The organism is Aristaeella hokkaidonensis (assembly GCF_018128945.1).
Lineage (GTDB): Bacteria > Bacillota > Clostridia > Christensenellales > Aristaeellaceae > Aristaeella > Aristaeella hokkaidonensis.
On sequence record NZ_CP068393.1, the window covers coordinates 3,354,380 to 3,372,254 of the forward strand.

A 17,875-nucleotide genomic window follows, 5' to 3' on the forward strand; every position below is an offset into this window, starting at 1 on the left:
AGGATGAGAACAGGTATGTCTTTTGGGAAGGAACTGAATGTTCTGCTCTATGTCCTGTTTGGTTCGTTTGATACGCTGACAACGATTCTGTCGGTCCTTTATATGATTGGACTGTGGAGGTTGTTTGTGAAATGCGGCCTGAAGGGCTGGTGGGCGCTGGTGCCGATTGTAAAATATTACAAACTGGCACTGTGCGCAGACCGCGAGCAGGAAGGCCGGACAGTAACCTTACTTCATACTGTCGTTACGCTTGTATATATTGTAAATACATACATGGAGCCGGGAAGCGTTCCGTACTTTTTCTGCGCGCTTCTGGATGTTGCGTGCATGCCGGCTGTCCTGATCTATTCCGCCCGGATGTATTCAGGCTTGTGCCGGGTTTTTGAACGAAGAAGATGGTGGGTGCTGCTGTGGCTTGTGGCAGAGCTTTTTCCGGTTGCACCGCTGCTTTGGGGGTTCCGGAAAAAGTACCAGCCGCTGTGGCTGGCGGAAGAGATCCGGGACGATGCGGATTATTATTTTTCCGGCAGAAAGGCTGCGATACTGGATCAGGGCCTGACTGTAAACCTGGAAGAGCGGACGGCCTGGGAGTTCTTTAAAAAGAAATACCTGCTCAGGAACATCCACCTGAGTATTCAGCCCGGACATATGGTGCTGTTGCTGGGCGGTTCCGGTGCGGGGAAGACTACCTTCCTGAATGCGGTGAACGGATATGAGCCCGCGAAGGCAGAAGTGACCATCAACGGCCGGAACATGTATAAAAACTATAAGGAAATGCAGTATGATATCGGCTTTGTGCCGCAGGCGGACCTGATCCGCGGCTGCGATACGGTCTACCGAACATTGATGGATACTGCTATGCTGCGGCTGCCCAACAGTTTTTCCCACGCGGAACGGAATGAGCGGGTGGAAGAAGTGATGGACATATTCGGATTGACCCCGGTAAAGGGCAACCTGGTGTCCAAGCTTTCCGGCGGACAGCGGAAGCGGTTGTCCATCGCCATGGAATTTATCTCCAACCCGACCCTGTTCATCCTGGATGAGCCGGACAGCGGCCTGGACGGAGTGATGGCCCGGGAACTGTTTACACAGCTGCGTAAAATCGCTGACCAGGGCAAGATAATCATCGTGATCACCCATACCCCAGACCGGGTCATCGATCTTTTCGATGACGTGATCGTTCTGGCAAAAGACGCGAAACGCACCGGGCGTCTGGCCTGGTTCGGCCCCATTGACGAGGCGCGTGCCTTCTTCGGCAAGGAAAAGATGGAGGAGATCGTGAAGTCTGTAAACCGAGAGGAAGAGGGCGGCGAAGGCCGGGCAGATGAGTTCATCCTCAAGTACGCGGAGGTGCAGCATGTCTGAAACGATCGTCAAAAAGGAAAGAACATTCCGGCACCGTGACAGGTTGAGCCAGGTGCCGATTTACCTGGGCAAGCAGTTTCGCTTTTTTATTAATGAAAGCGACTGGAAAGTGATCCCGATGGCCGCGGTGATTGCTATGCTGGTGTCGGTGGTGATCCGGAACCGGATCTTTGCCAACATGGAGGGTTGCGTAATCGGCTCTTTTGCGCTGACCTGCGTAGCCCTATGGAACGGATGCTTCAATTCCATTCAGGCCATCTGCCGGGAGAGGGCGATTATCAAGCGGGAACACCGCTCCGGCATGCATATTACCTCTTATATGTTTTCTCATATGGTCTACCAGTTTGTACTGTGCCTGGTTCAGACAATTGTCAGTCTGTATGTCATGCACGCGACCGGGGTCCCTTTTCCGGAGGAAGGCATCTTTCTGAAGAAGATGATGATAGTGGAATTCGGAATCACCATGTTGTTGATTTCCTATGCAGCGGACATGATGAGCCTGTTTATTTCCAGTATTGCGCATACCACGACGGCTGCCATGACTGTGATGCCTTTTGTGCTGATCTTCCAGCTGGTTTTCTCCGGCGGGGTGATCCCGCTGCCGGAAAGGATCCAGCCGCTGTCCAACTTTACGATATCCAACTATGGCATCAAGGCAATTGCCTCCCAGTGCGGCTATAATGAGCTGCCGATGGCTGCCGGCTGGACCGCTGTGAACAGCATGCGGAACAGTGAAATTAATGAGGTTATCACGGTAGGCCAGGTGCTGGATATCCTGAACAGCGACGCCCTGGCGAAGCACCGGGAGGATGTTGTGATCAGTCCAAAGACAGAAGCAGAGATGCTGGAGATCCTGGATCTCGGGATTACCGGCAACGCAGAGAAAATGATTATCAAAGATCCTATCACCTTTGGTGAACTGCTGGATTTTGCCAACAACAGCGAACTGATCCAGAAACGGCGGGACAAGAGCTTTCCGGTTGATATTACTGTGGGCGACCTGATGGAGATCTTCGGAGAAGATAATGTAAAAAATTTTCTGCAGCAGAGAACGGCTGAGGCTGCCCAGAAGAAACAGTATGAAAAGACCCGGGTCAACGTCCTGATCAACTGGTTCTTCCTGTGCGTGTTTATCCTGGGCTTTGCCTTGATGTCAACCGTTTCGCTGGAACTGATTGACAAGGATAAGAGATAATAAAAGGATGGAGATCCTGAAAATAGGATCTCCATCCTTTTTAATGAATACTGAAAACTTAAAACTTAAAACTGAAAAATAATAATATGGTTGTGAATACAGAATGGAAGATGAGAGACAAGGGGCAGAAAAGAGTGAAAAGTGATGAGTGTAGAGTGTAGAGTGTCTGCTGTGCGGATGCACAGCCGAAAAGAGCCCCCGCCATCAGGCGGGGACTCTTTCGGATAAGATAGGGAGAAAATTATTCATCCGACTGGAGGGCGTCGTAGCCTTCCTCGCCGGTACGAACCCGGATAACATTTTCCACATCCTGGACGAAGATCTTACCATCACCGATGTGACCGGTGTACAGGACGCCGCGGGCTGTTTCAACAACTTCGCTGACGGGGATCTTGCTGACGACGATATCAACCTGTACCTTGGGCAGCAGGGTAACTTCCACGGGAGTACCACGATAGTACTCGGGCTTGCCCTTCTGGGCGCCGTAACCCATAACATTGGTAACGGTCATACCGGTGATGCCGATGCCATTCATGGCCTTCTTCAGGCTCTCCAGGCTGGCAGGACGGCAGATGATCTGTACACGGGTGTAAACCGGTTCGCCTGCAGGCTTTTCGGCCTTCTTCACAGCGACAGGCACAGCTTCCGCAACAGGAGCGGCTGCGGCAACGGGAGCCGGAGCGGCAGCGGGGGCGTCATAACCTTCTTCAGGCAGGATGGCAAATCCGGAATAAGCGGTGAGCAGGCCGTGCTCGCTGCGGTCAAGGCCCATGACCTCATCCGCGGCATCCGCCCGCAGGCCGATGGTCTTTTTGATAAGCAGGAAGACAACGGTGATGATTGCTGCAGTCCAGGCAATGGTGCACAGGACGCCCAGGACCTGGATGCCAAAGAACTTGAAGCCGCCGCCGTAGAAGACACCCTTCATGGTGGTGCCGCCGGTGGCAAACAGGCCGGTCAGGATAGTACCGAGAGCGCCGCATACACCGTGGACAGAGATGGCGCCGACCGGGTCATCGATCTTCACAACCTTGTCGAAGAATTCAACTGCGAAGACGATCACGAAACCGCAGGCGAGACCGATGAGAGCTGCACCGAAGGGATCGACTGCGTCGCAGCCGGCAGTGATGCCGACCAGACCGGCCAGGGCAGCGTTGAAGGTCATGGAGACATCAGGCTTGCCGTAGCGGAGCCAGGTGAAGATCATGGTGGTCAGGGTGGCCACAGCAGCGGCCAGGTTGGTGTTGAAGAAAACCAGGGAGGCGCTGCCGATCAGTTCGTCGCTGTCCATGCCCACGGTGGAAGCACCGTTGAAACCGAACCAGCAGAACCAGAGGATGAACACGCCCAGGGCTGCGATGGAAAGGTTGTGACCGAGGATGGCGCGGGGCTTTCCGTCCTTACCGTACTTGCCAACGCGGGGTCCAAGGATCTTAGCACCGATCAGGGCGCAAATGCCGCCGACCATGTGAACTGCGGTAGAACCGGCGAAATCATGGAAGCCCATTTCAGCGAGGAAACCGCCGCCCCAGATCCAGTGACCGGAGACCGGGTAGATGAACAGCGAGATCGCTGCGGAGTAGATGCAGTAAGCAGAGAATTTAGTCCGCTCAGCCATGGCACCGGAAACGATGGTGGCGGAGGTGGCACAGAAGACGGTCTGGAAGATGGCGTATGCCCAGAGCGGAACGCCCGCCGGAAGAATATGGCTGTAATCCTTCATGATAAAGGGATCGATCCAGCCGAAGAGTGCGGTGCCGGCGCCGAACATAATGCCGTAGCCGAACAGCCAGTACAACGGGGTACCGATACAGAAGTCCATCAGGTTCTTCATCAAAATGTTACCGGTATTTTTGGCGCGGGTGAAACCCGCTTCACACATGGCGAATCCCGCCTGCATGAAGAAGACCAGAGCTGCTCCTAGGAGCACCCATATTGTGTTGGCTGCCGAGAATGTCATACAGATCACTTCCGTTTCGTGTTTTTCCCAAAATACAAAGTGAGGCGCGAAGGTGTTCAGCACACCTTCGCGCCTCATTGGGATGCACGGATTTTATGCCGAATCAATTCTTTTGTCAAGAGTGTATACAACAAAAAACAGGAGCAATACAGAAATCTTTTTTTGGAAGATTGACTTAGAGTGAACTTGAAGAAGTAAAATACCCATGCGCAGGAGAACGAAAAAAACCGATCTTTTCGTTCTCAATTAATGAATACATAAAACTTGAAAATATATATGTTGAGATTGACGGAGAGGATGAAACGTCCAGTATGAATGAGATAAACAATGCTTTTCGGATAAACCAGACGGGATATGCAGAGGGACTGCCGGTATACGCGGCGGTACTGGCAAAAGATTCCGTGACGCTAAAGGATGACAATGGGAAGACTGTGCCCATGGAAGAGACCGCCGCACCGAAACCGGATGAGGCATCCGGAGACGAAGTGGCACTGGTGAACCTGGGAAAGCTGAAGGCCGGAACCTACACGTTGGAAAGCGTTGAGGGAAAACGAACCCTGACGGTGAGCGAAAAACCCTGGAAAGCCGTGACAAATGCCCTGATCAAAGGCTTGTATTATCAGCGCTGCGGATGCGAACTGAAGCCGGAGCACGCTGGAATCTACACCCATCCGGCCTGCCATACGGCACCGGCAACGGACTGGGAAGACCGAAGCGTCCTGCGCAGGGTGACCGGCGGCTGGCATGACGCGGGAGACTATGGGAAGTATGTGGGCCCCGGCGCGGTGACGGTGGGGCACATGCTGTACACCTGGAAACTGTTCCCGGAAGGCTGCAGCGATGAACTGAATATTCCGGAAACCGGAAACGGGATGCCGGATATCCTGAACGAAGCCCGGTATGAACTGGAGTGGATGCTGCAGATGCAGCGGAACGACGGAGCTTTTCATCACAAGCTGACAAAGGCCCGGTTTGCGCCGTTTATCATGCCGCAGGATGACAAGGAACCGGAATACCTGATGCCTGTGAGCCACTGTGCGACAGCGGCTGCCTGTGCCTGCCTGGCACTGTCATACAGGGTCTACAAGGCGTTTGACGAAGCCTTTGCCAACCGGATGCTGCTTTCCGCCCGGCGAGCCTGGGAATGGCTGATGAAGCATGCCGATGATTATGTGCCTTTCCGGAATCCGGAGGGGGTCTTCACCGGCTGGTATGGAGAACGGACGGATAAGGACGACCGGTTCTGGGCTGCCTGTGAGATGTATGCCGCGACCGGTGAAAGGGAATTCCGGGCAGAGGCGGAAAGACTGTATGCCGATGGACAGCAGCTGACAGCCTTTGGCTGGGCTGACGTAGGCGGCATGGGTGCCCTGTGCTGTCTGTTTGACCTGGGAGAAAAGGCAGGAGAAATACTGTATGACCGGCTGAAGGCAGATTTCCTCCGGCAGAGCGAGGAGGCACTGAAGCTGTCGCATGGATCCGGCTATGGTACGGCGCTGGCGGCGGATCAATATGTGTGGGGAAGCATTCTGCCAATTATGAGCAACGCTATGGCGATGATTATGAATGCGCTGATTACGGGGCGGCAGGAAATGCGGAATGCGGCGCTGAAGCAATGGAATTACGCGCTGGGAATGAACGCACTGGATATCTGTTTTGTAACCGGATTCGGAGAAAGACGGGTGATGCATCCCCATCACCGGCCTTCCGATGCGGACGGGATTGAGGAACCGGTGCCCGGACTGATTTCCGGCGGACCAAACAACCGGATGACTTTCCCGATGACAAAGGAGAAAATGGGAAACACACCGCCGGCGAAGTACTTTGTGGAGGAGACATTCTCCGCCGACACCAACGAGATCGCAATCTACTGGAACTCACCGGCAATATTTGTGGGAGCGTATTTTTGCCGCTAAAGCGGCAAAACAATGAATACTGAAAACTGAAGACTTAAGACTTAAAAATGATCCGCGCGGCGGGAAAGAAAAAAGGCGCTCGTATTTGAGCGCCTTTTTCTTCAGGACAAATATCAGCCTTCCCAGAAGAGATCGTCCAGGGTTTTGTCCAGGGCTTTGCAGATGGCGATGCACAGGTTGATGGTGGGATTATAATCGCCTTTCTCAATGGCATTGATCGTCTGACGGGACACGTTGCACAGCTGCGCAAGCTGGTCCTGGGACAGATCTTTGCCTGCACGGGCGGCTTTCAGCTTCAGGTTTTTCATTCCTCATCAGACTCCTTTTTATCCATCCGGCTTTTGATGAACAGGGTGGCACAAACGACCAGTCCCAGTACACCGACGGCGACGGGCAGGACAATGTCATAGACGCTTTCCGCGGAGCCGCCAAAGGAATGACGGATTCCGTTGAAAACATTGGCAAGGGCTACCACGAGAAACAGGACGCTGAAGAGAACCTGCTTCTTCAGACGGGTAAAGTAGGCATCATGCAGGATTGCATAAACCGCGAAGATGGTCAGGGAGATGACCATGGACAGGATCACGGCGATTGAAAGGTCAAACCAGGCAAGGTTCATGGTGTTGAGCAGGAGCACAACGAAGAGGCAGAGCAGCAGGGAAGCAAATGCAATCGTGACGGCCCGGCCGCGGTAGAGGAGCTGACGTTCATCAAAGTTTTTGACGGACTTTCGGTCAGCGAAACACACGAGGGCAACGCCGCCAAGGATGATAAGGCAAAGAATCAGTTTGGTGAAATCCATCTTTATTTCCTCCTTTTATCCGCGTTATTCTTCTACTTCTTTTTTGTCCTTCCTGGTCTTCAGGATCAGGGTGATCAGCATGACCAGGAAACAGAGCCCTACCGCCACAGCTGAACCAAAGGTGAAGTCCACTTTGCCGTCCACCATAACTTCACCGATGATGATATGACGGATCACATTGACAATTTCCACAAGTACGATGATGGAATAGAGGACAATCTGGCTTTTTCCGTCTCCGCGGATCGCCAGGAAGGCGTCATGGTTGATACAGTAGACCGCGAAGGCGGTGACACTGATCATCAGGGCGGTGAGCGCCGCGAGACCGGGTGTGATCACCGTGAGAAATTCTGTTTCAAACAGCAGGGCGAGGATAAACATCAGAATCAGGGCTGTGAAGAAACCGATCTGATATCCCCGGGCGCGGATCCGCAGCTGCCGCTCATCGTACTGCTCTGTGCAGCGCTTTTTCCGGAGCAAGACCCAGGCAGCGATCATGAGCAGTATCATCATTCCAAGAATGATCCATGCATTGTCAGTCATAATTCATTCCTCCGAATAATCTTTTATTGATCGTCTCCGGGGCCCGGCGGTCGATCCGGCTCCCTGAGTACAGCTGAATTGTATAACATACTTTTTAAGATGTCAAGTATAATATACAAAAAGAATGAAAAAATATTCAAAATGCCACAAGCATGAAGCGAGGGAGGAGGTAGGAAGTAGGAGGTAGGAGGTATTATCGAGGTGTATCGTATGTTATGGTGTTCATCAGGCTGTATGGATGGTATAATTTGGGAAATGAAGCAATAAGCAACAAAACACCGGAGGCAGAAGAAGTGGATTCCGAGGGAATAAGGGCTTTTCAGGAAATCATCGACCGGTCACGCCGGATTGTGTTTTTCGGCGGGGCTGGGGTATCCACGGCCAGCGGAATTCCGGATTTCCGATCCGCGAATGGACTGTACACGGAGGAAGAGGACGGCCTTTCCCCGGAGATGATCCTGAGCAAATCTTTCTTTTACCTGCAGCCGGAAAAGTTCTTTGATTATTACCGGAAGCATATGCTGTATCCGGACGCAAAGCCCAACGCCGCACACCGGAAGCTGTATGAGCTGGAACTGATGGATAAGCTGCGTGGTATTGTGACGCAGAATGTGGACGGTCTGCACAGGGCGACCGGGAATATCCGGGTATATGAGATTCATGGCAGCGTACACGAAAATGAGTGTATGGACTGCGGGGCATATTATCCCATGGAGACAATCCTGAAAGCGGAGGGCATTCCCCGCTGCAGGGACTGCGGGGGTGTGATCAAGCCCAGTGTGGTGCTGTACGGAGAATCCCTGCCGAAGTATGTATGCATCGGCGCAATCCGGGAGATTACCAACGCGGATACGCTGATTGTGGCGGGAACTTCCCTGGCAGTGGAACCGGCAGCATCCTTCCTTGATCATTTCCGGGGAAAGAACCTGGTGGTGATCAACCGGGAGCCGATTCCGGCGGAGGAGCAGGCAACGCTTGTGCTGCATGGGGACGTGGCGGAGATCATGGGACAGCTGCGGTGCCCCTGAGGGAACGTCAGAATGGATTGATCCGTTTTATTCAGTGAAATGATTCGTTAATCTGAATAAAGAATGGAGGAAGACAATGAATAAGATGATCCGAACCGGTCTCCTGATCCTGCTGGCGGTTTCCATGCTGTTGACAACAGCCACGGCGGGAGAAGTGATTATTTCTGAAAGGGAAAAAGCCTCACGTCTTGCGGACAAGGCAATGGAAGAGAAATACGGTATCACGCTGCTGACCCAGGAGTATTTCAATCGCAACACGGCAGATGAAGGAAACGGCCGCTTTGTGGTGCAATACTGGGGCATTGAGGACTGGGGTTTTGTGCTGGGGAACTACAAGGTGGTTGTGGACAACGGAAAGGTGACTGAAATTACCTGGAGCCATGACGGAGAGGATACCAGCGGCGGGATGAATGCGGATGCCTGGGGCAATGAACAGATCCTGGAAATGCTGCTGATGAATCAGGAATCCGGAGAGACATCCCAGTTTGATGAAAAAATACAGGAAATCAATCGGAAACACGGCATCACAGACTTTTCTGAGCTGTTTGAAGTGCCGGAGGATGAACGTATCTGGGATGAGATCGGATATCAAAATGTGCGGGAGCAAGCTGCGCTTTCTGCGGAGGAGATGACCCGGATCGCGATGGAGGGGATCCGGGTATCCTTTGAACTGACGGATGAGCAGGCAACAAATCTGGTGGACGTCAATACGCTGACTGAAGAAGACGGGGAAGACGGCGAAGAAGACGAGGATACCGAATATTATATGTTCCATGGTGCTCCCTGCTATATGGCGAATATCATGCTGGCTGAGAACGATCAGGCAAAGATTCCGGGCCAGCTCAGGTATAAGGAAAAGGACGGATACTACTGGGTCTATATCAATGTAGTGACAGGCGTGGTTGAGGAAATCTTCTATATTGCCGGTATCGGCGGAAACGGCTGACAAAAGAGGGAAAGCATGAAATACGATCTGATCTGCATCGGAATGGCGCTGGTGGATTCCATTATCCGGGGCTTTAATCCGGAACCTGTATCCGCATCCGGCTATGTGGCGGAATCGGGAAGCCTGAATGCCGGCGGCGAGGCGGTGAATGAAGCGATTGCCGCAGCAAAACTGGGACTGAAGACGGGGATTCTTTGCGCCCTGGGCAACGATCCGGCAGGAGAGATCGTACTGGATGAGCTGCGGAAGAACGGCGTGGACACTGAACTGATTGTGCGAACGAATGCCACTCCGGTGACTACCATGTTTGTACGGGCTGACGGCAGCCGAAAATCCATCACCAACCAGGCACATCGGTTCAATTTCCATCCGGAAAAGGAACCGGAGTTGTTTACAGACGCCAGGGCGCTGATCCTGGGATCCCTGTTCCGGGCACCTTTTGACGATCCGTCCATCATTTACACGGTGGTGAGCAGGGCAAAGGAAGCGGGACAGCTGGTGCTGGCAGATACAAAGCTGCCGAACTTCCGGGTTCTCGGACTGGAGGATATCCGGGACTCCCTGAAGCTGATCGATATCATCACTCCCAATGAAGATGAAGCACGACACTTTACGGGGAAGGATGAGCCGGAGGAGATGGCGGACGTCCTGTTGGGGTACGGTGTAAAGCATGTGATCATCAAGCTGGGCAGCAAAGGCTGCCTGCTGAAGAACAGCACAGGGACGCTGCGACTGCCGGCATGCAATGTGCAGGCAGTGGATGCTACCGGCGCGGGAGACAACTTTGCGGCGGGATTTATGTCGGAGATCCTCCGGGGAGCAGCTGTTGAGGATGCACTGAAATTTGCCAACGCCTGCGGTGCAATCTGTACCACAGCGACAGGCGCAGGGACAGCGCTGAAGAACAGGGAACAGGTTCTGCTTTTAATGAAAAATGAAGAATGAAGAATGAAAAATGGCAGAAAAAATCGCTTCCGAATTAGCGGAAGCGATTTCGTTAATTGAATGTGAATTCCTGACGGAATTCTTAATAAGGGATTCCTCAATTACGGCTGCGCTTTCATTCGGAATGACAGCCTGGGAGTGTGAAAAAGAAAAAAATGTCCTGTATTTATCCGATCCGGGTGTTTTCAATCGGTGGATTTTCTGCTATCCTGTGTCGGTACCGGGAAACCGGGACAGGTTTTTGAAGGAGGAAAAAGCAAATGGGTACAGTTATGTCACTGGCAGCAGGTCTTGCGATCGGCTATTTTATTTATCAGACGATCGTCAGCAATAAAAACGGAAACCGCGGTAAGATCACAGGCCGTCTTCATAAGAGCACGAAAGACAAGAAAGTCGCCGGCGTCTGCGGCGGTATCGCGGAATACCTGAAGGTGGATTCCACAATTGTCCGGCTGATATTTATGCTCATGTTCTTTGGCTGGGGTACCGGATTGCTGGCTTACATTGTCAGCGCCCTTATCTTCCCCACCGGTGATGACACGGAAGAAGACGAGGAAGAGGAAGAAACCACTGAAACCGAAGAAGAATACTATCCGCAGAACGAAAACCACAGGACGTTCTGATGCGAACAGAATGAAAACAGGGACAACGACGCAAGCCGCTGTCCCTGTTTTTCTTGTTCCGGATTACTTTTGCAGCAGGGCTGCTTTCCATTCCTCTTCTTTGAAACCGGTAAGAACAAAACCGTCACCGACAAGAAGCGGACGCTTGACCAGCATTCCGTCCGTGGCCAGAAGAGCCAGCTGCTCATCTTCTGACATGGAGGGCAGTTTGGCGGAAAGCCCCAGCTCCCGGTATGGAATACCGCTGGTGTTGAAGAAACGCTTCAGCGGAAGACCGCTCATGGCATAGTATTCGCGGAGAGCCTTTTCATCCGGGTGATCTGTTTTGATGTCAGTCAGGGTGTATTTGATTCCGTGACTGTCCAGCCATTTCAGGGCTTTCTGGCAAGTGGTGCACCGGCTGTAGCAATAGACTTTGAGCATTCCTTTTTTCCTCCTGTGATTATCTTATTTCCCGTATTTCCTCAAGAATTTCGGCATCACAGTTTTCCTCCACAAAAAGGGAAATGGATTCCATCAGGCTGTCCGCAAACGCATTGTGGGGGACAACAGCTGCCAGACCGATGATGATGATCTGATGGGTGTCCTGATCGTCAATTTCCGCCGCGGAAACATGGAAACGGTTCTGCAGCTTCGAGACCAGGCTGCTGACGATCATCCGCTTTTCCTTCAGGCTGCGGACCCATGACGCACGCAGGCGAAAGGTCATGGCTGCGATTTTCATTCCTGATAAGTCCATCCGTTTTCTCCATGATAAATCATCAGTTTCGTCATGCCGCCGTCGATACAGATATTCTCCCCGGTGATGAAACCCGCTTTTTCCGAACAGAGGAACAGGATCATCTCCGCGATATCATCGGGTTTGCCGACCCGGCCGACAGGCTGCTGCAGGGCGTCCGGACCGGCGAGCTCACTGCCGGTGGTATCAATCCAGCCGGGAGATATGCTGTTGACCCGGGCTTTTCCGGCGAGGCTGACAGCCATGGCATGGGTCAGGGCGGCGATTCCGCCTTTGGCCGCGGAATAGCTTTCCGTCTGCGGCTGGCTCATCCGGTCACGGGAGGAGGACAGGTTAATGACGGAAGCGCCGGGAGCGAAATGGGGTGCGAGGAGCTTGGTCAGATAGAAGGGAGCGGTGACGCCGACGGCCAACGCATAGGAGAACTCATCCCAGGAGCATTCGTTGATGCCCTTCATCAGGGGAAGCGCGTTGTTGACGAGTACATCAACATGCCCGCTTTCCGTGACAACAGATTCGGCAAAACGCTCCAGGGTTTCCCGGGCGGAGATGTCCCCCGTAAACCAGGGACCGGGCTGCTTATCGATGATATGGACAACAGCACCTTCCCGGATAAAGGCATCCGCCGTTGCCCTGCCGATGCCATGGGCTCCGCCGGTGATAACAACCACTTTTCCTTCATATGCGCGCATGGGGGAAAGCCTCCGAGTAGTATTTGGGTTGATGATGGTTGTATTATAGCATTCTAGTATCCTAAATGAATACTTAAAACTGAAAACTTAAAACTTAAAAATGAGTGGCTGCGGCCAAAGAAAAAATGGTTGTTTGAAGGATGAATTCGTGATACAATGCCCCCAATATTTTACGAACAGCAGAGCGGGGAGATGAGAAAAATGGTGAAGAATGTCGCAATTGTGAGCTTGTCCAGCGGTATTATCGGCGAGCCGTTTGTTCAGTTTGAGGTGGAAATCGGTTTGAAGAGGCTGAAAGAATACGGCCTGAATGTGAAACTGATGCCGAATGCGTGCAAAGGACTGGAATACGTGAAGGCGCATCCGGAAAAGCGGGCGGAGGATATGCTGGCAGCTTTCCGGGATCCGGAGATCGACATGATCCTGTGTGCCATCGGCGGGGACGATACCTACAGTATGCTGCCGTATCTGTTTGAAAACAATGAGCTGGCAGAGACGATAAGCAACAAGATATTCCTCGGGTTTTCCGATACGACGATCAATCACCTGATGCTGCATAAGGTGGGTCTCCGTTCTTTTTATGGCCAGGCATTTCTCTGCGATCTGTGTGAACTTGCACCGGAAATGCATCCCTATACCCGGAAGTATTTTGAAGAACTGATCACCACCGGAACGATCCGGGAGATTACCCCCAGCGATGTGTGGTATGAGGAGCGGGTCCGCTTCTCTCCGGACCAGGTGGGTACCCGGACACCCGCTCATCCCAATCAGGGGTTTGAACTGCTGCAGGGGTCACCTGTGTTCTCCGGAAAGATCCTCGGCGGGTGTATCGATTCAATGTATGACATATTCAACGGTGACCGGTATGCAGATATGCCGGTGCTGTGCGAGAAGTATCATCTGTTCCCGGAGGCGGAGGACTGGAAGGGACGGATTATCCTGCTGGAATCAAGCGAAGAGAAGCCGACGCCTGAACAATACAGGAAGTCGCTGGAGTACCTGAAGGAAAGAGGCGTGTTTGACGCGGTGAACGGCGTGCTGGCCGGAAAACCGATGGATGAAACCTACGCGGAGGAATACAAACAGCTGCTGAAGGAAGTCATTGCGAAGCCGGAGCTGTCAATTGTTTTCAACATCAACATCGGGCACGCGATGCCCAGGTGCATTATGCCTTTTGGCGTGGAAGCGACAGTGGATACCGGAAAACAGATAATCCGGTTTGCGGAATGACGTGGAACTGCGCAGGAGGTTGATTTGAATGGGTATAAGAACGATCATTGTTCTGCCGTATGACGCGCAGTGGAAACAGGATTTTACGGCAATCAAGGCAGAACTTCAGGAAGCACTGGACGGGTTGGCGCTGCGTATTGAGCATGTGGGCAGTACGTCTGTGCCGGGCTTATCTGCCAAGCCGATTATCGACATTGACGTCGTGATCCGGGATGAATCCATGCTGGAAGCAGTCATAGCAGCCCTGGGCAGGATCGGCTACAGGCACGAGGGTAATTACGGTATTGCCGGACGTGAAGCCTTCGGATACGAGGGAAAAGAGCACCTGCGGGATCATCACCTGTATGTCTGTCCGCTGGATTCACCTGAACTGAAACGGCATATCGCTTTCCGGGATTACCTGCGTTCCCATCCCGAGGCAGTGCATGAGTACAGCCGGGTAAAGGAAGAGGGAGCGGAACTGTATCCGCATGATATTGACAGATATATTGAACATAAGTCGCCCTTTATTGAGGGAATCTACCGGAAAATCGGGATCTGACAGATTTAAAACTTTTTTCTAAAAAGGTGCTTGACCTTGCACTGAACTGCAATGATAGCCTGCGGGTGAGGAGGAAGAGATATGATCACGATCCAGGGATTCGCAAAGCTTTGCGGATGCAATACCCAGACGCTGCGCTATTATGACCGTATCGGACTGCTGACCCCGGCCAAGGTGGACCCGTGGACGGGATACCGGTACTACGAGGAAGAGCAGGCTATACAGTTTGTGAAGATCAAGAACCTGCAGCAGGCTGATTTTTCCATCGAGGAGATCAAGAACCTGCTTGGGAAAAATGATGTTCTCCTGATGGAAGCGTTTGAGGAAAAGATCCGGGAGCAGGAACGAAAACTGGAAAAAATCAAACAAATACAGCAGTCATATCTCGAAGAAGCAATGGATATGCAGAAGATGGTCAATACAGTGCTCGGTTTTGTGGAAAACAAGGTGAGCAATCCTGAACTCTGGAAAGAATTCGGCCTTGATCAGGAGAAAGAGAATGAGATCATCGCCAAGGTGCATGAGGTGCTGGCAGACTGGCTGGGCCAGTGCAAGGAGGATGGCGTGGACGTTTCCGCCATGGCGGACGACAAGGCCATTGACGGATTGATGAATGTTGTCAAAGAAATGGAAGAAGGCACATTCGATGAAGCCCAGAATATGATCCTGGCACGGGAAGGAACCAATCCGGAGAAGGATATACCGGCTGACGCTAAAAAGGTCATGACCCGGGACGGTTGGGAGCATATCTATGAATGGATCCAGGAACTTCCGAACCTGGGAGACGGAAAAGAAAACTTCTTCCTGTTCAGGATCCGCAAGGACAGTGCGGCCAATAATCCCGGGTTTGCAACCATGATGCTGGCGGTGATGGCGGCACGGTATGACGCCATGAAAGGCGGCATGACCTGCAAGACCTGCCTGAGCGATGACGGGATCAACCACTTTGCCCTGTACCGGAGATAACAGGAACAAGTATCAAAAGAGACTGCGGGATTACCGCAGTCTCATATTTTTATATCTGGATAGTTTTATTTCAGGATATCCGGAAGTTCTTCGATGCTGTCAATGATGAAATCGGCTCCGGCCCGGATCAGTGCATCCCTGTCAGAATTGCCGTATGTGACGCCGCAGGTGCAGGTTCCGGCGTTTTTCCCCATCCCGATATCCACGGGCATATCGCCGACAACCAGAGCCTGCTCCGGCTGGAAGGAAAGTTCCTTCAGTGTTTTCAGGACGGGTTCCGGATGCGGCTTCAGGTGAGCCGTGTCTTCCGCGCATAGGATGTAAGAGAACCAGGTATCCAGTTTCCATAACCGCAGCATTTCGTGGAGGGTACAGGAGTTTCTGGCGGTGGCTATGGTACAGAGAATGTTTTTCTCCTTCAGGCGGGCAAGGACTTTGTCCGTGCCGGGAAAGTATACGGGCGGATTTTGTGCCCGGATTTCATCAAACAGTTTCCTGTACGTGGATACACATTGATCGAGCATGCTGTCGGTCAGCTCCGGGTATATAACGTGGAACCCCACCTTGGTGGCAAGTCCGATTGTGGAGGCGTACTCCTGCTCCGAAGCCATGACCAGTCCCAGCTGCCGGGCAGTTTCCTGCTTGGCGGTGATAATGGCTTCCCGGGTATCTGCCAGGGTTCCATCGAAGTCAAAAATGATAACCCGTGTGTTCATGCTTCCTCCGATAATGAATAATGCTTTCAGCCGATGAAAAGGATACTATATGAAATGAAAAGTGGCAAGAATAATGAACAATGCCCGCATTTACGGGTGATTGCATTCATGGTATGATGGGAACCGTAAGATGAATCAGGAAATATAAAAAACAAAAGAATTATACGAAAAAGAGATGATCATGATGACCGGACTGACAGAAGAAATCAGGCAGTATGTGATGGACAGATCCGAAGCCTACAAGAGGGATTCGGAGGATCATTATGATTTCTGGAATGAACATATCCGGTATGTATATAAAGAGGCCATGAAGCTGGCGAGACAGTATCATGCGGATGAGACCATTGTTGCCCTGGGCGCCTTGCTGCATGATATTGCGTTGATTGAAAAGGCCGGAGACAGAAAAGACCATCACCTGAACGGGAAGATCCTGAGCGATCAGATCCTGGACCGGTTTTCCTGCCCGGAAGACGTTAAGGATCGGGTACTGGGATGTGTGCTGCATCACAGAAGTTCAAAAAACGCGGCCAATATCGAAGAGCTATGTGTGTGCGACGCGGATATCCTGGCCCACTTTGATAATATTCCCATGCTGTTTAATTCCGCTTTCAGCAGGAACAACGTTCCGCTGAACAAGGTCAGGGAAGGAATGAAAATGGCTTTTGAGGCAGACTATAATGAGCTGAGTGAAAGAACAAAAGGATTATTCCGTGAAAGATATCAGATGATCACTGAGATTGTTCTTGGCTGCGATCAGGATGAACAGGAATGAACGCTGGCCGAAAAACGATTTGCCAGAAGACAAATTGGCAGAAATCCTCGATTTTGAAGAAAAAATAAAAAAATCCCCTTACGTCAGGTGTTGCTTGTGACGCTGCGTCACATGCTAATCTGGCCCCGAAAGGAGGAAACAAGCTGTGTCACAATACACCACCGGAGAACTGGCGAAAGCCTGCGGTGTTACGGTTCGTACCGTTCAGTTCTATGATCAGAAGGGAATCCTGATTCCCAGCGCGTTAACCGAGGGCGGGCGCAGACTGTATTCGGAAGATGACCTGAAAAGGATGAAGATCATCTGTTTCCTGCGGGATACGGGACTGTCCCTGGATACCATCGGAAAGCTGCTGGAGGAAGAAGATCCGGGCAGCGTGATTTCCATTTTCCTGGAGCAGCAGGAACAGGTGCTGCGGGAGGAAATCGGTGAGCGCCAGGAGCAGATGAACCGGCTGGAAGAACTGAAAAAGGAAATCAAAAATACTGCAACATTCTCCATTGATTCAATCGGTGACATAGCGACCATTATGGAAAACAAGAAGAGACTGAGCGCAGTACACAGGAATATGCTCCTGACCGGACTGCCTGTATCCATCCTGCAATGGGCAGCTATTCTGCTGTGGATTTTCAAGGGCATCTGGTGGCTGTTCCCTGTATGGGCTATTGTGGCAATTATATACGGTGTTACGATCAGCAGGTACTATTACCGGAGCGTAGCATATATCTGCCCGCAGTGCCATGAGGTGTTCAAGCCGGCCTTTAAAGAGATGTTCTGGGCCAGGCATACGCCGAAGACAAGGAAACTGACCTGTGTGAAGTGCGGACACCACGGCTACTGTGTGGAAACATGGGCCGGGACTGCCAAATGAAGAAGAGCCTGACACGGGTCAGGAACAG

Annotated in this window: 21 protein-coding genes; 13 read left to right on the forward strand and 8 right to left on the reverse strand. The window is 52.0% G+C overall.

The genetic code is table 11. The annotated features are described in order from the left end of the window. The first annotated feature begins 15 nt into the window (after positions 1-15). Together JYE49_RS14955 and JYE49_RS14960 are read left to right on the forward strand one after the other, a co-directional pair. Entirely contained in the window at positions 16-1,365 is a 1,350-nt protein-coding gene (locus tag JYE49_RS14955; RefSeq protein ID WP_093956820.1) for an ATP-binding cassette domain-containing protein, read from the forward strand. Continuing rightward, positions 1,358-2,560 carry an ABC transporter permease gene (locus tag JYE49_RS14960; RefSeq protein ID WP_179217285.1) on the forward strand — a complete coding sequence of 401 codons (1,203 nt, stop codon included), beginning with the start codon at positions 1,358-1,360 and terminating at the stop codon, positions 2,558-2,560. The genes JYE49_RS14955 and JYE49_RS14960 overlap by 8 nt, the downstream gene beginning before the upstream one ends. Positions 2,561-2,801: 241 nt before the next feature. On the opposite strand, the gene JYE49_RS14965 is transcribed toward JYE49_RS14960, so the two are convergent. After that, entirely contained in the window at positions 2,802-4,520 is a 1,719-nt protein-coding gene (locus JYE49_RS14965) for an ammonium transporter (protein WP_093956932.1), read from the reverse strand. A 311-nt stretch (positions 4,521-4,831) separates the two neighbouring features. Here JYE49_RS14965 and JYE49_RS14970 point away from each other — a divergent pair, with 311 nt between their 5' ends. Then, positions 4,832-6,436 carry a glycoside hydrolase family 9 protein gene (locus JYE49_RS14970; RefSeq protein WP_093956818.1) on the forward strand — a complete coding sequence of 535 codons (1,605 nt, stop codon included), beginning with the start codon at positions 4,832-4,834 and terminating at the stop codon, positions 6,434-6,436. 113 nt (positions 6,437-6,549) lie between these two features. Here JYE49_RS14970 and JYE49_RS14975 read toward each other — a convergent pair whose 3' ends face one another. From JYE49_RS14975 to JYE49_RS14985, 3 genes are read right to left on the reverse strand one after another with little or no spacing between them, the layout of a single operon-like run. After that, positions 6,550-6,744: a helix-turn-helix transcriptional regulator gene (locus tag JYE49_RS14975; RefSeq protein WP_093956817.1), complete on the reverse strand. Its 195-nt coding sequence runs from the start codon at positions 6,742-6,744 to the stop codon at positions 6,550-6,552. Further along, positions 6,741-7,238 (reverse strand): hypothetical protein, encoded by a 498-nt coding sequence (locus JYE49_RS14980; protein ID WP_093956816.1) that lies wholly within the window; start codon positions 7,236-7,238, stop codon positions 6,741-6,743. The genes JYE49_RS14975 and JYE49_RS14980 overlap by 4 nt, the downstream gene beginning before the upstream one ends. Positions 7,239-7,262: 24 nt before the next feature. Then, positions 7,263-7,778, reverse strand: a complete 516-nt coding sequence (locus JYE49_RS14985; protein ID WP_093956815.1) for an LPXTG cell wall anchor domain-containing protein — start codon at positions 7,776-7,778, stop codon at positions 7,263-7,265. A gap of 293 nt (positions 7,779-8,071) precedes the next feature. Between JYE49_RS14985 and JYE49_RS14990 the strand changes: the two genes are divergently transcribed. From JYE49_RS14990 to JYE49_RS15010, 5 genes are all read left to right on the forward strand, one after another. Then, positions 8,072-8,806, forward strand: coding sequence for an NAD-dependent protein deacylase (locus JYE49_RS14990; RefSeq protein WP_093956931.1), 735 nt, complete (start codon positions 8,072-8,074; stop codon positions 8,804-8,806). A gap of 76 nt (positions 8,807-8,882) precedes the next feature. After that, positions 8,883-9,752: a hypothetical protein gene (locus JYE49_RS14995; protein WP_093956814.1), complete on the forward strand. Its 870-nt coding sequence runs from the start codon at positions 8,883-8,885 to the stop codon at positions 9,750-9,752. 15 nt (positions 9,753-9,767) lie between these two features. Next, the gene (locus JYE49_RS15000; RefSeq protein WP_093956813.1) at positions 9,768-10,697 is read left to right on the forward strand and encodes a carbohydrate kinase family protein; all 930 of its coding nucleotides are present in this window, start codon (positions 9,768-9,770) and stop codon (positions 10,695-10,697) included. A gap of 10 nt (positions 10,698-10,707) precedes the next feature. Further along, positions 10,708-11,031 carry a hypothetical protein gene (locus JYE49_RS15005; RefSeq protein ID WP_179217283.1) on the forward strand — a complete coding sequence of 108 codons (324 nt, stop codon included), beginning with the start codon at positions 10,708-10,710 and terminating at the stop codon, positions 11,029-11,031. Beyond that, complete coding sequence (locus JYE49_RS15010) at positions 10,958-11,320, forward strand: PspC domain-containing protein (RefSeq protein ID WP_283399346.1); 363 nt, start codon at positions 10,958-10,960, stop codon at positions 11,318-11,320. Before JYE49_RS15005 ends, JYE49_RS15010 begins: the two co-directional genes overlap by 74 nt. Positions 11,321-11,383: 63 nt before the next feature. Here JYE49_RS15010 and JYE49_RS15015 read toward each other — a convergent pair whose 3' ends face one another. The 3 genes from JYE49_RS15015 to JYE49_RS15025 are packed head-to-tail and all read right to left on the reverse strand — an operon-like array spanning position 11,384 to position 12,751. Next, positions 11,384-11,743, reverse strand: a complete 360-nt coding sequence (locus tag JYE49_RS15015; RefSeq protein WP_093956812.1) for an arsenate reductase family protein — start codon at positions 11,741-11,743, stop codon at positions 11,384-11,386. Between the two features lie 19 nt (positions 11,744-11,762). Then, the gene (locus tag JYE49_RS15020; RefSeq protein ID WP_093956811.1) at positions 11,763-12,044 is read right to left on the reverse strand and encodes a DUF503 domain-containing protein; all 282 of its coding nucleotides are present in this window, start codon (positions 12,042-12,044) and stop codon (positions 11,763-11,765) included. Then, positions 12,041-12,751, reverse strand: coding sequence for an SDR family NAD(P)-dependent oxidoreductase (locus JYE49_RS15025; protein WP_093956810.1), 711 nt, complete (start codon positions 12,749-12,751; stop codon positions 12,041-12,043). The genes JYE49_RS15020 and JYE49_RS15025 overlap by 4 nt, the downstream gene beginning before the upstream one ends. A gap of 201 nt (positions 12,752-12,952) precedes the next feature. On the opposite strand from JYE49_RS15025, the gene JYE49_RS15030 reads away from it, so the two are divergent. The 3 genes from JYE49_RS15030 to JYE49_RS15040 all read left to right on the forward strand — a co-directional run bounded on the left by JYE49_RS15030 (position 12,953) and on the right by JYE49_RS15040 (position 15,488). Next, a complete protein-coding gene (locus JYE49_RS15030; protein WP_093956809.1) occupies positions 12,953-13,981 on the forward strand; it encodes a S66 family peptidase in 1,029 nt (342 codons plus the stop codon). Between the two features lie 28 nt (positions 13,982-14,009). Then, a complete protein-coding gene (locus tag JYE49_RS15035; RefSeq protein ID WP_093956808.1) occupies positions 14,010-14,522 on the forward strand; it encodes a GrpB family protein in 513 nt (170 codons plus the stop codon). Positions 14,523-14,603: 81 nt separating this feature from the next. Further along, complete coding sequence (locus JYE49_RS15040; RefSeq protein WP_093956807.1) at positions 14,604-15,488, forward strand: MerR family transcriptional regulator; 885 nt, start codon at positions 14,604-14,606, stop codon at positions 15,486-15,488. Positions 15,489-15,553: 65 nt separating this feature from the next. Here the strand turns inward: JYE49_RS15040 and JYE49_RS15045 are convergent, their stop codons facing one another. Continuing rightward, positions 15,554-16,204, reverse strand: coding sequence for an HAD family hydrolase (locus JYE49_RS15045; RefSeq protein WP_093956806.1), 651 nt, complete (start codon positions 16,202-16,204; stop codon positions 15,554-15,556). A gap of 175 nt (positions 16,205-16,379) precedes the next feature. On the opposite strand from JYE49_RS15045, the gene JYE49_RS15050 reads away from it, so the two are divergent. Both JYE49_RS15050 and JYE49_RS15055 read left to right on the forward strand, forming a co-directional pair. Next, positions 16,380-16,976, forward strand: coding sequence for an HD domain-containing protein (locus JYE49_RS15050; RefSeq protein ID WP_093956805.1), 597 nt, complete (start codon positions 16,380-16,382; stop codon positions 16,974-16,976). A gap of 145 nt (positions 16,977-17,121) precedes the next feature. Beyond that, positions 17,122-17,847, forward strand: a complete 726-nt coding sequence (locus tag JYE49_RS15055; RefSeq protein ID WP_093956804.1) for a MerR family transcriptional regulator — start codon at positions 17,122-17,124, stop codon at positions 17,845-17,847. Positions 17,848-17,875 lie beyond the last annotated feature (28 nt).

Coding starts and splice junctions, on each gene's coding strand:
- JYE49_RS14955 (WP_093956820.1), top strand. CDS start 16: ATGTCTTTTGGGAAGGAACTGAATGTTCTGCTCTATGTCCTGTTTGGT.
- JYE49_RS14960 (WP_179217285.1), top strand. CDS start 1,358: ATGTCTGAAACGATCGTCAAAAAGGAAAGAACATTCCGGCACCGTGAC.
- JYE49_RS14965 (WP_093956932.1), bottom strand. CDS start 4,520: ATGACATTCTCGGCAGCCAACACAATATGGGTGCTCCTAGGAGCAGCT.
- JYE49_RS14970 (WP_093956818.1), top strand. CDS start 4,832: ATGAATGAGATAAACAATGCTTTTCGGATAAACCAGACGGGATATGCA.
- JYE49_RS14975 (WP_093956817.1), bottom strand. CDS start 6,744: ATGAAAAACCTGAAGCTGAAAGCCGCCCGTGCAGGCAAAGATCTGTCC.
- JYE49_RS14980 (WP_093956816.1), bottom strand. CDS start 7,238: ATGGATTTCACCAAACTGATTCTTTGCCTTATCATCCTTGGCGGCGTT.
- JYE49_RS14985 (WP_093956815.1), bottom strand. CDS start 7,778: ATGACTGACAATGCATGGATCATTCTTGGAATGATGATACTGCTCATG.
- JYE49_RS14995 (WP_093956814.1), top strand. CDS start 8,883: ATGAATAAGATGATCCGAACCGGTCTCCTGATCCTGCTGGCGGTTTCC.
- JYE49_RS15000 (WP_093956813.1), top strand. CDS start 9,768: ATGAAATACGATCTGATCTGCATCGGAATGGCGCTGGTGGATTCCATT.
- JYE49_RS15005 (WP_179217283.1), top strand. CDS start 10,708: ATGGCAGAAAAAATCGCTTCCGAATTAGCGGAAGCGATTTCGTTAATT.
- JYE49_RS15010 (WP_283399346.1), top strand. CDS start 10,958: ATGGGTACAGTTATGTCACTGGCAGCAGGTCTTGCGATCGGCTATTTT.
- JYE49_RS15015 (WP_093956812.1), bottom strand. CDS start 11,743: ATGCTCAAAGTCTATTGCTACAGCCGGTGCACCACTTGCCAGAAAGCC.
- JYE49_RS15020 (WP_093956811.1), bottom strand. CDS start 12,044: ATGAAAATCGCAGCCATGACCTTTCGCCTGCGTGCGTCATGGGTCCGC.
- JYE49_RS15025 (WP_093956810.1), bottom strand. CDS start 12,751: ATGCGCGCATATGAAGGAAAAGTGGTTGTTATCACCGGCGGAGCCCAT.
- JYE49_RS15030 (WP_093956809.1), top strand. CDS start 12,953: ATGGTGAAGAATGTCGCAATTGTGAGCTTGTCCAGCGGTATTATCGGC.
- JYE49_RS15035 (WP_093956808.1), top strand. CDS start 14,010: ATGGGTATAAGAACGATCATTGTTCTGCCGTATGACGCGCAGTGGAAA.
- JYE49_RS15040 (WP_093956807.1), top strand. CDS start 14,604: ATGATCACGATCCAGGGATTCGCAAAGCTTTGCGGATGCAATACCCAG.
- JYE49_RS15045 (WP_093956806.1), bottom strand. CDS start 16,204: ATGAACACACGGGTTATCATTTTTGACTTCGATGGAACCCTGGCAGAT.
- JYE49_RS15050 (WP_093956805.1), top strand. CDS start 16,380: ATGATCATGATGACCGGACTGACAGAAGAAATCAGGCAGTATGTGATG.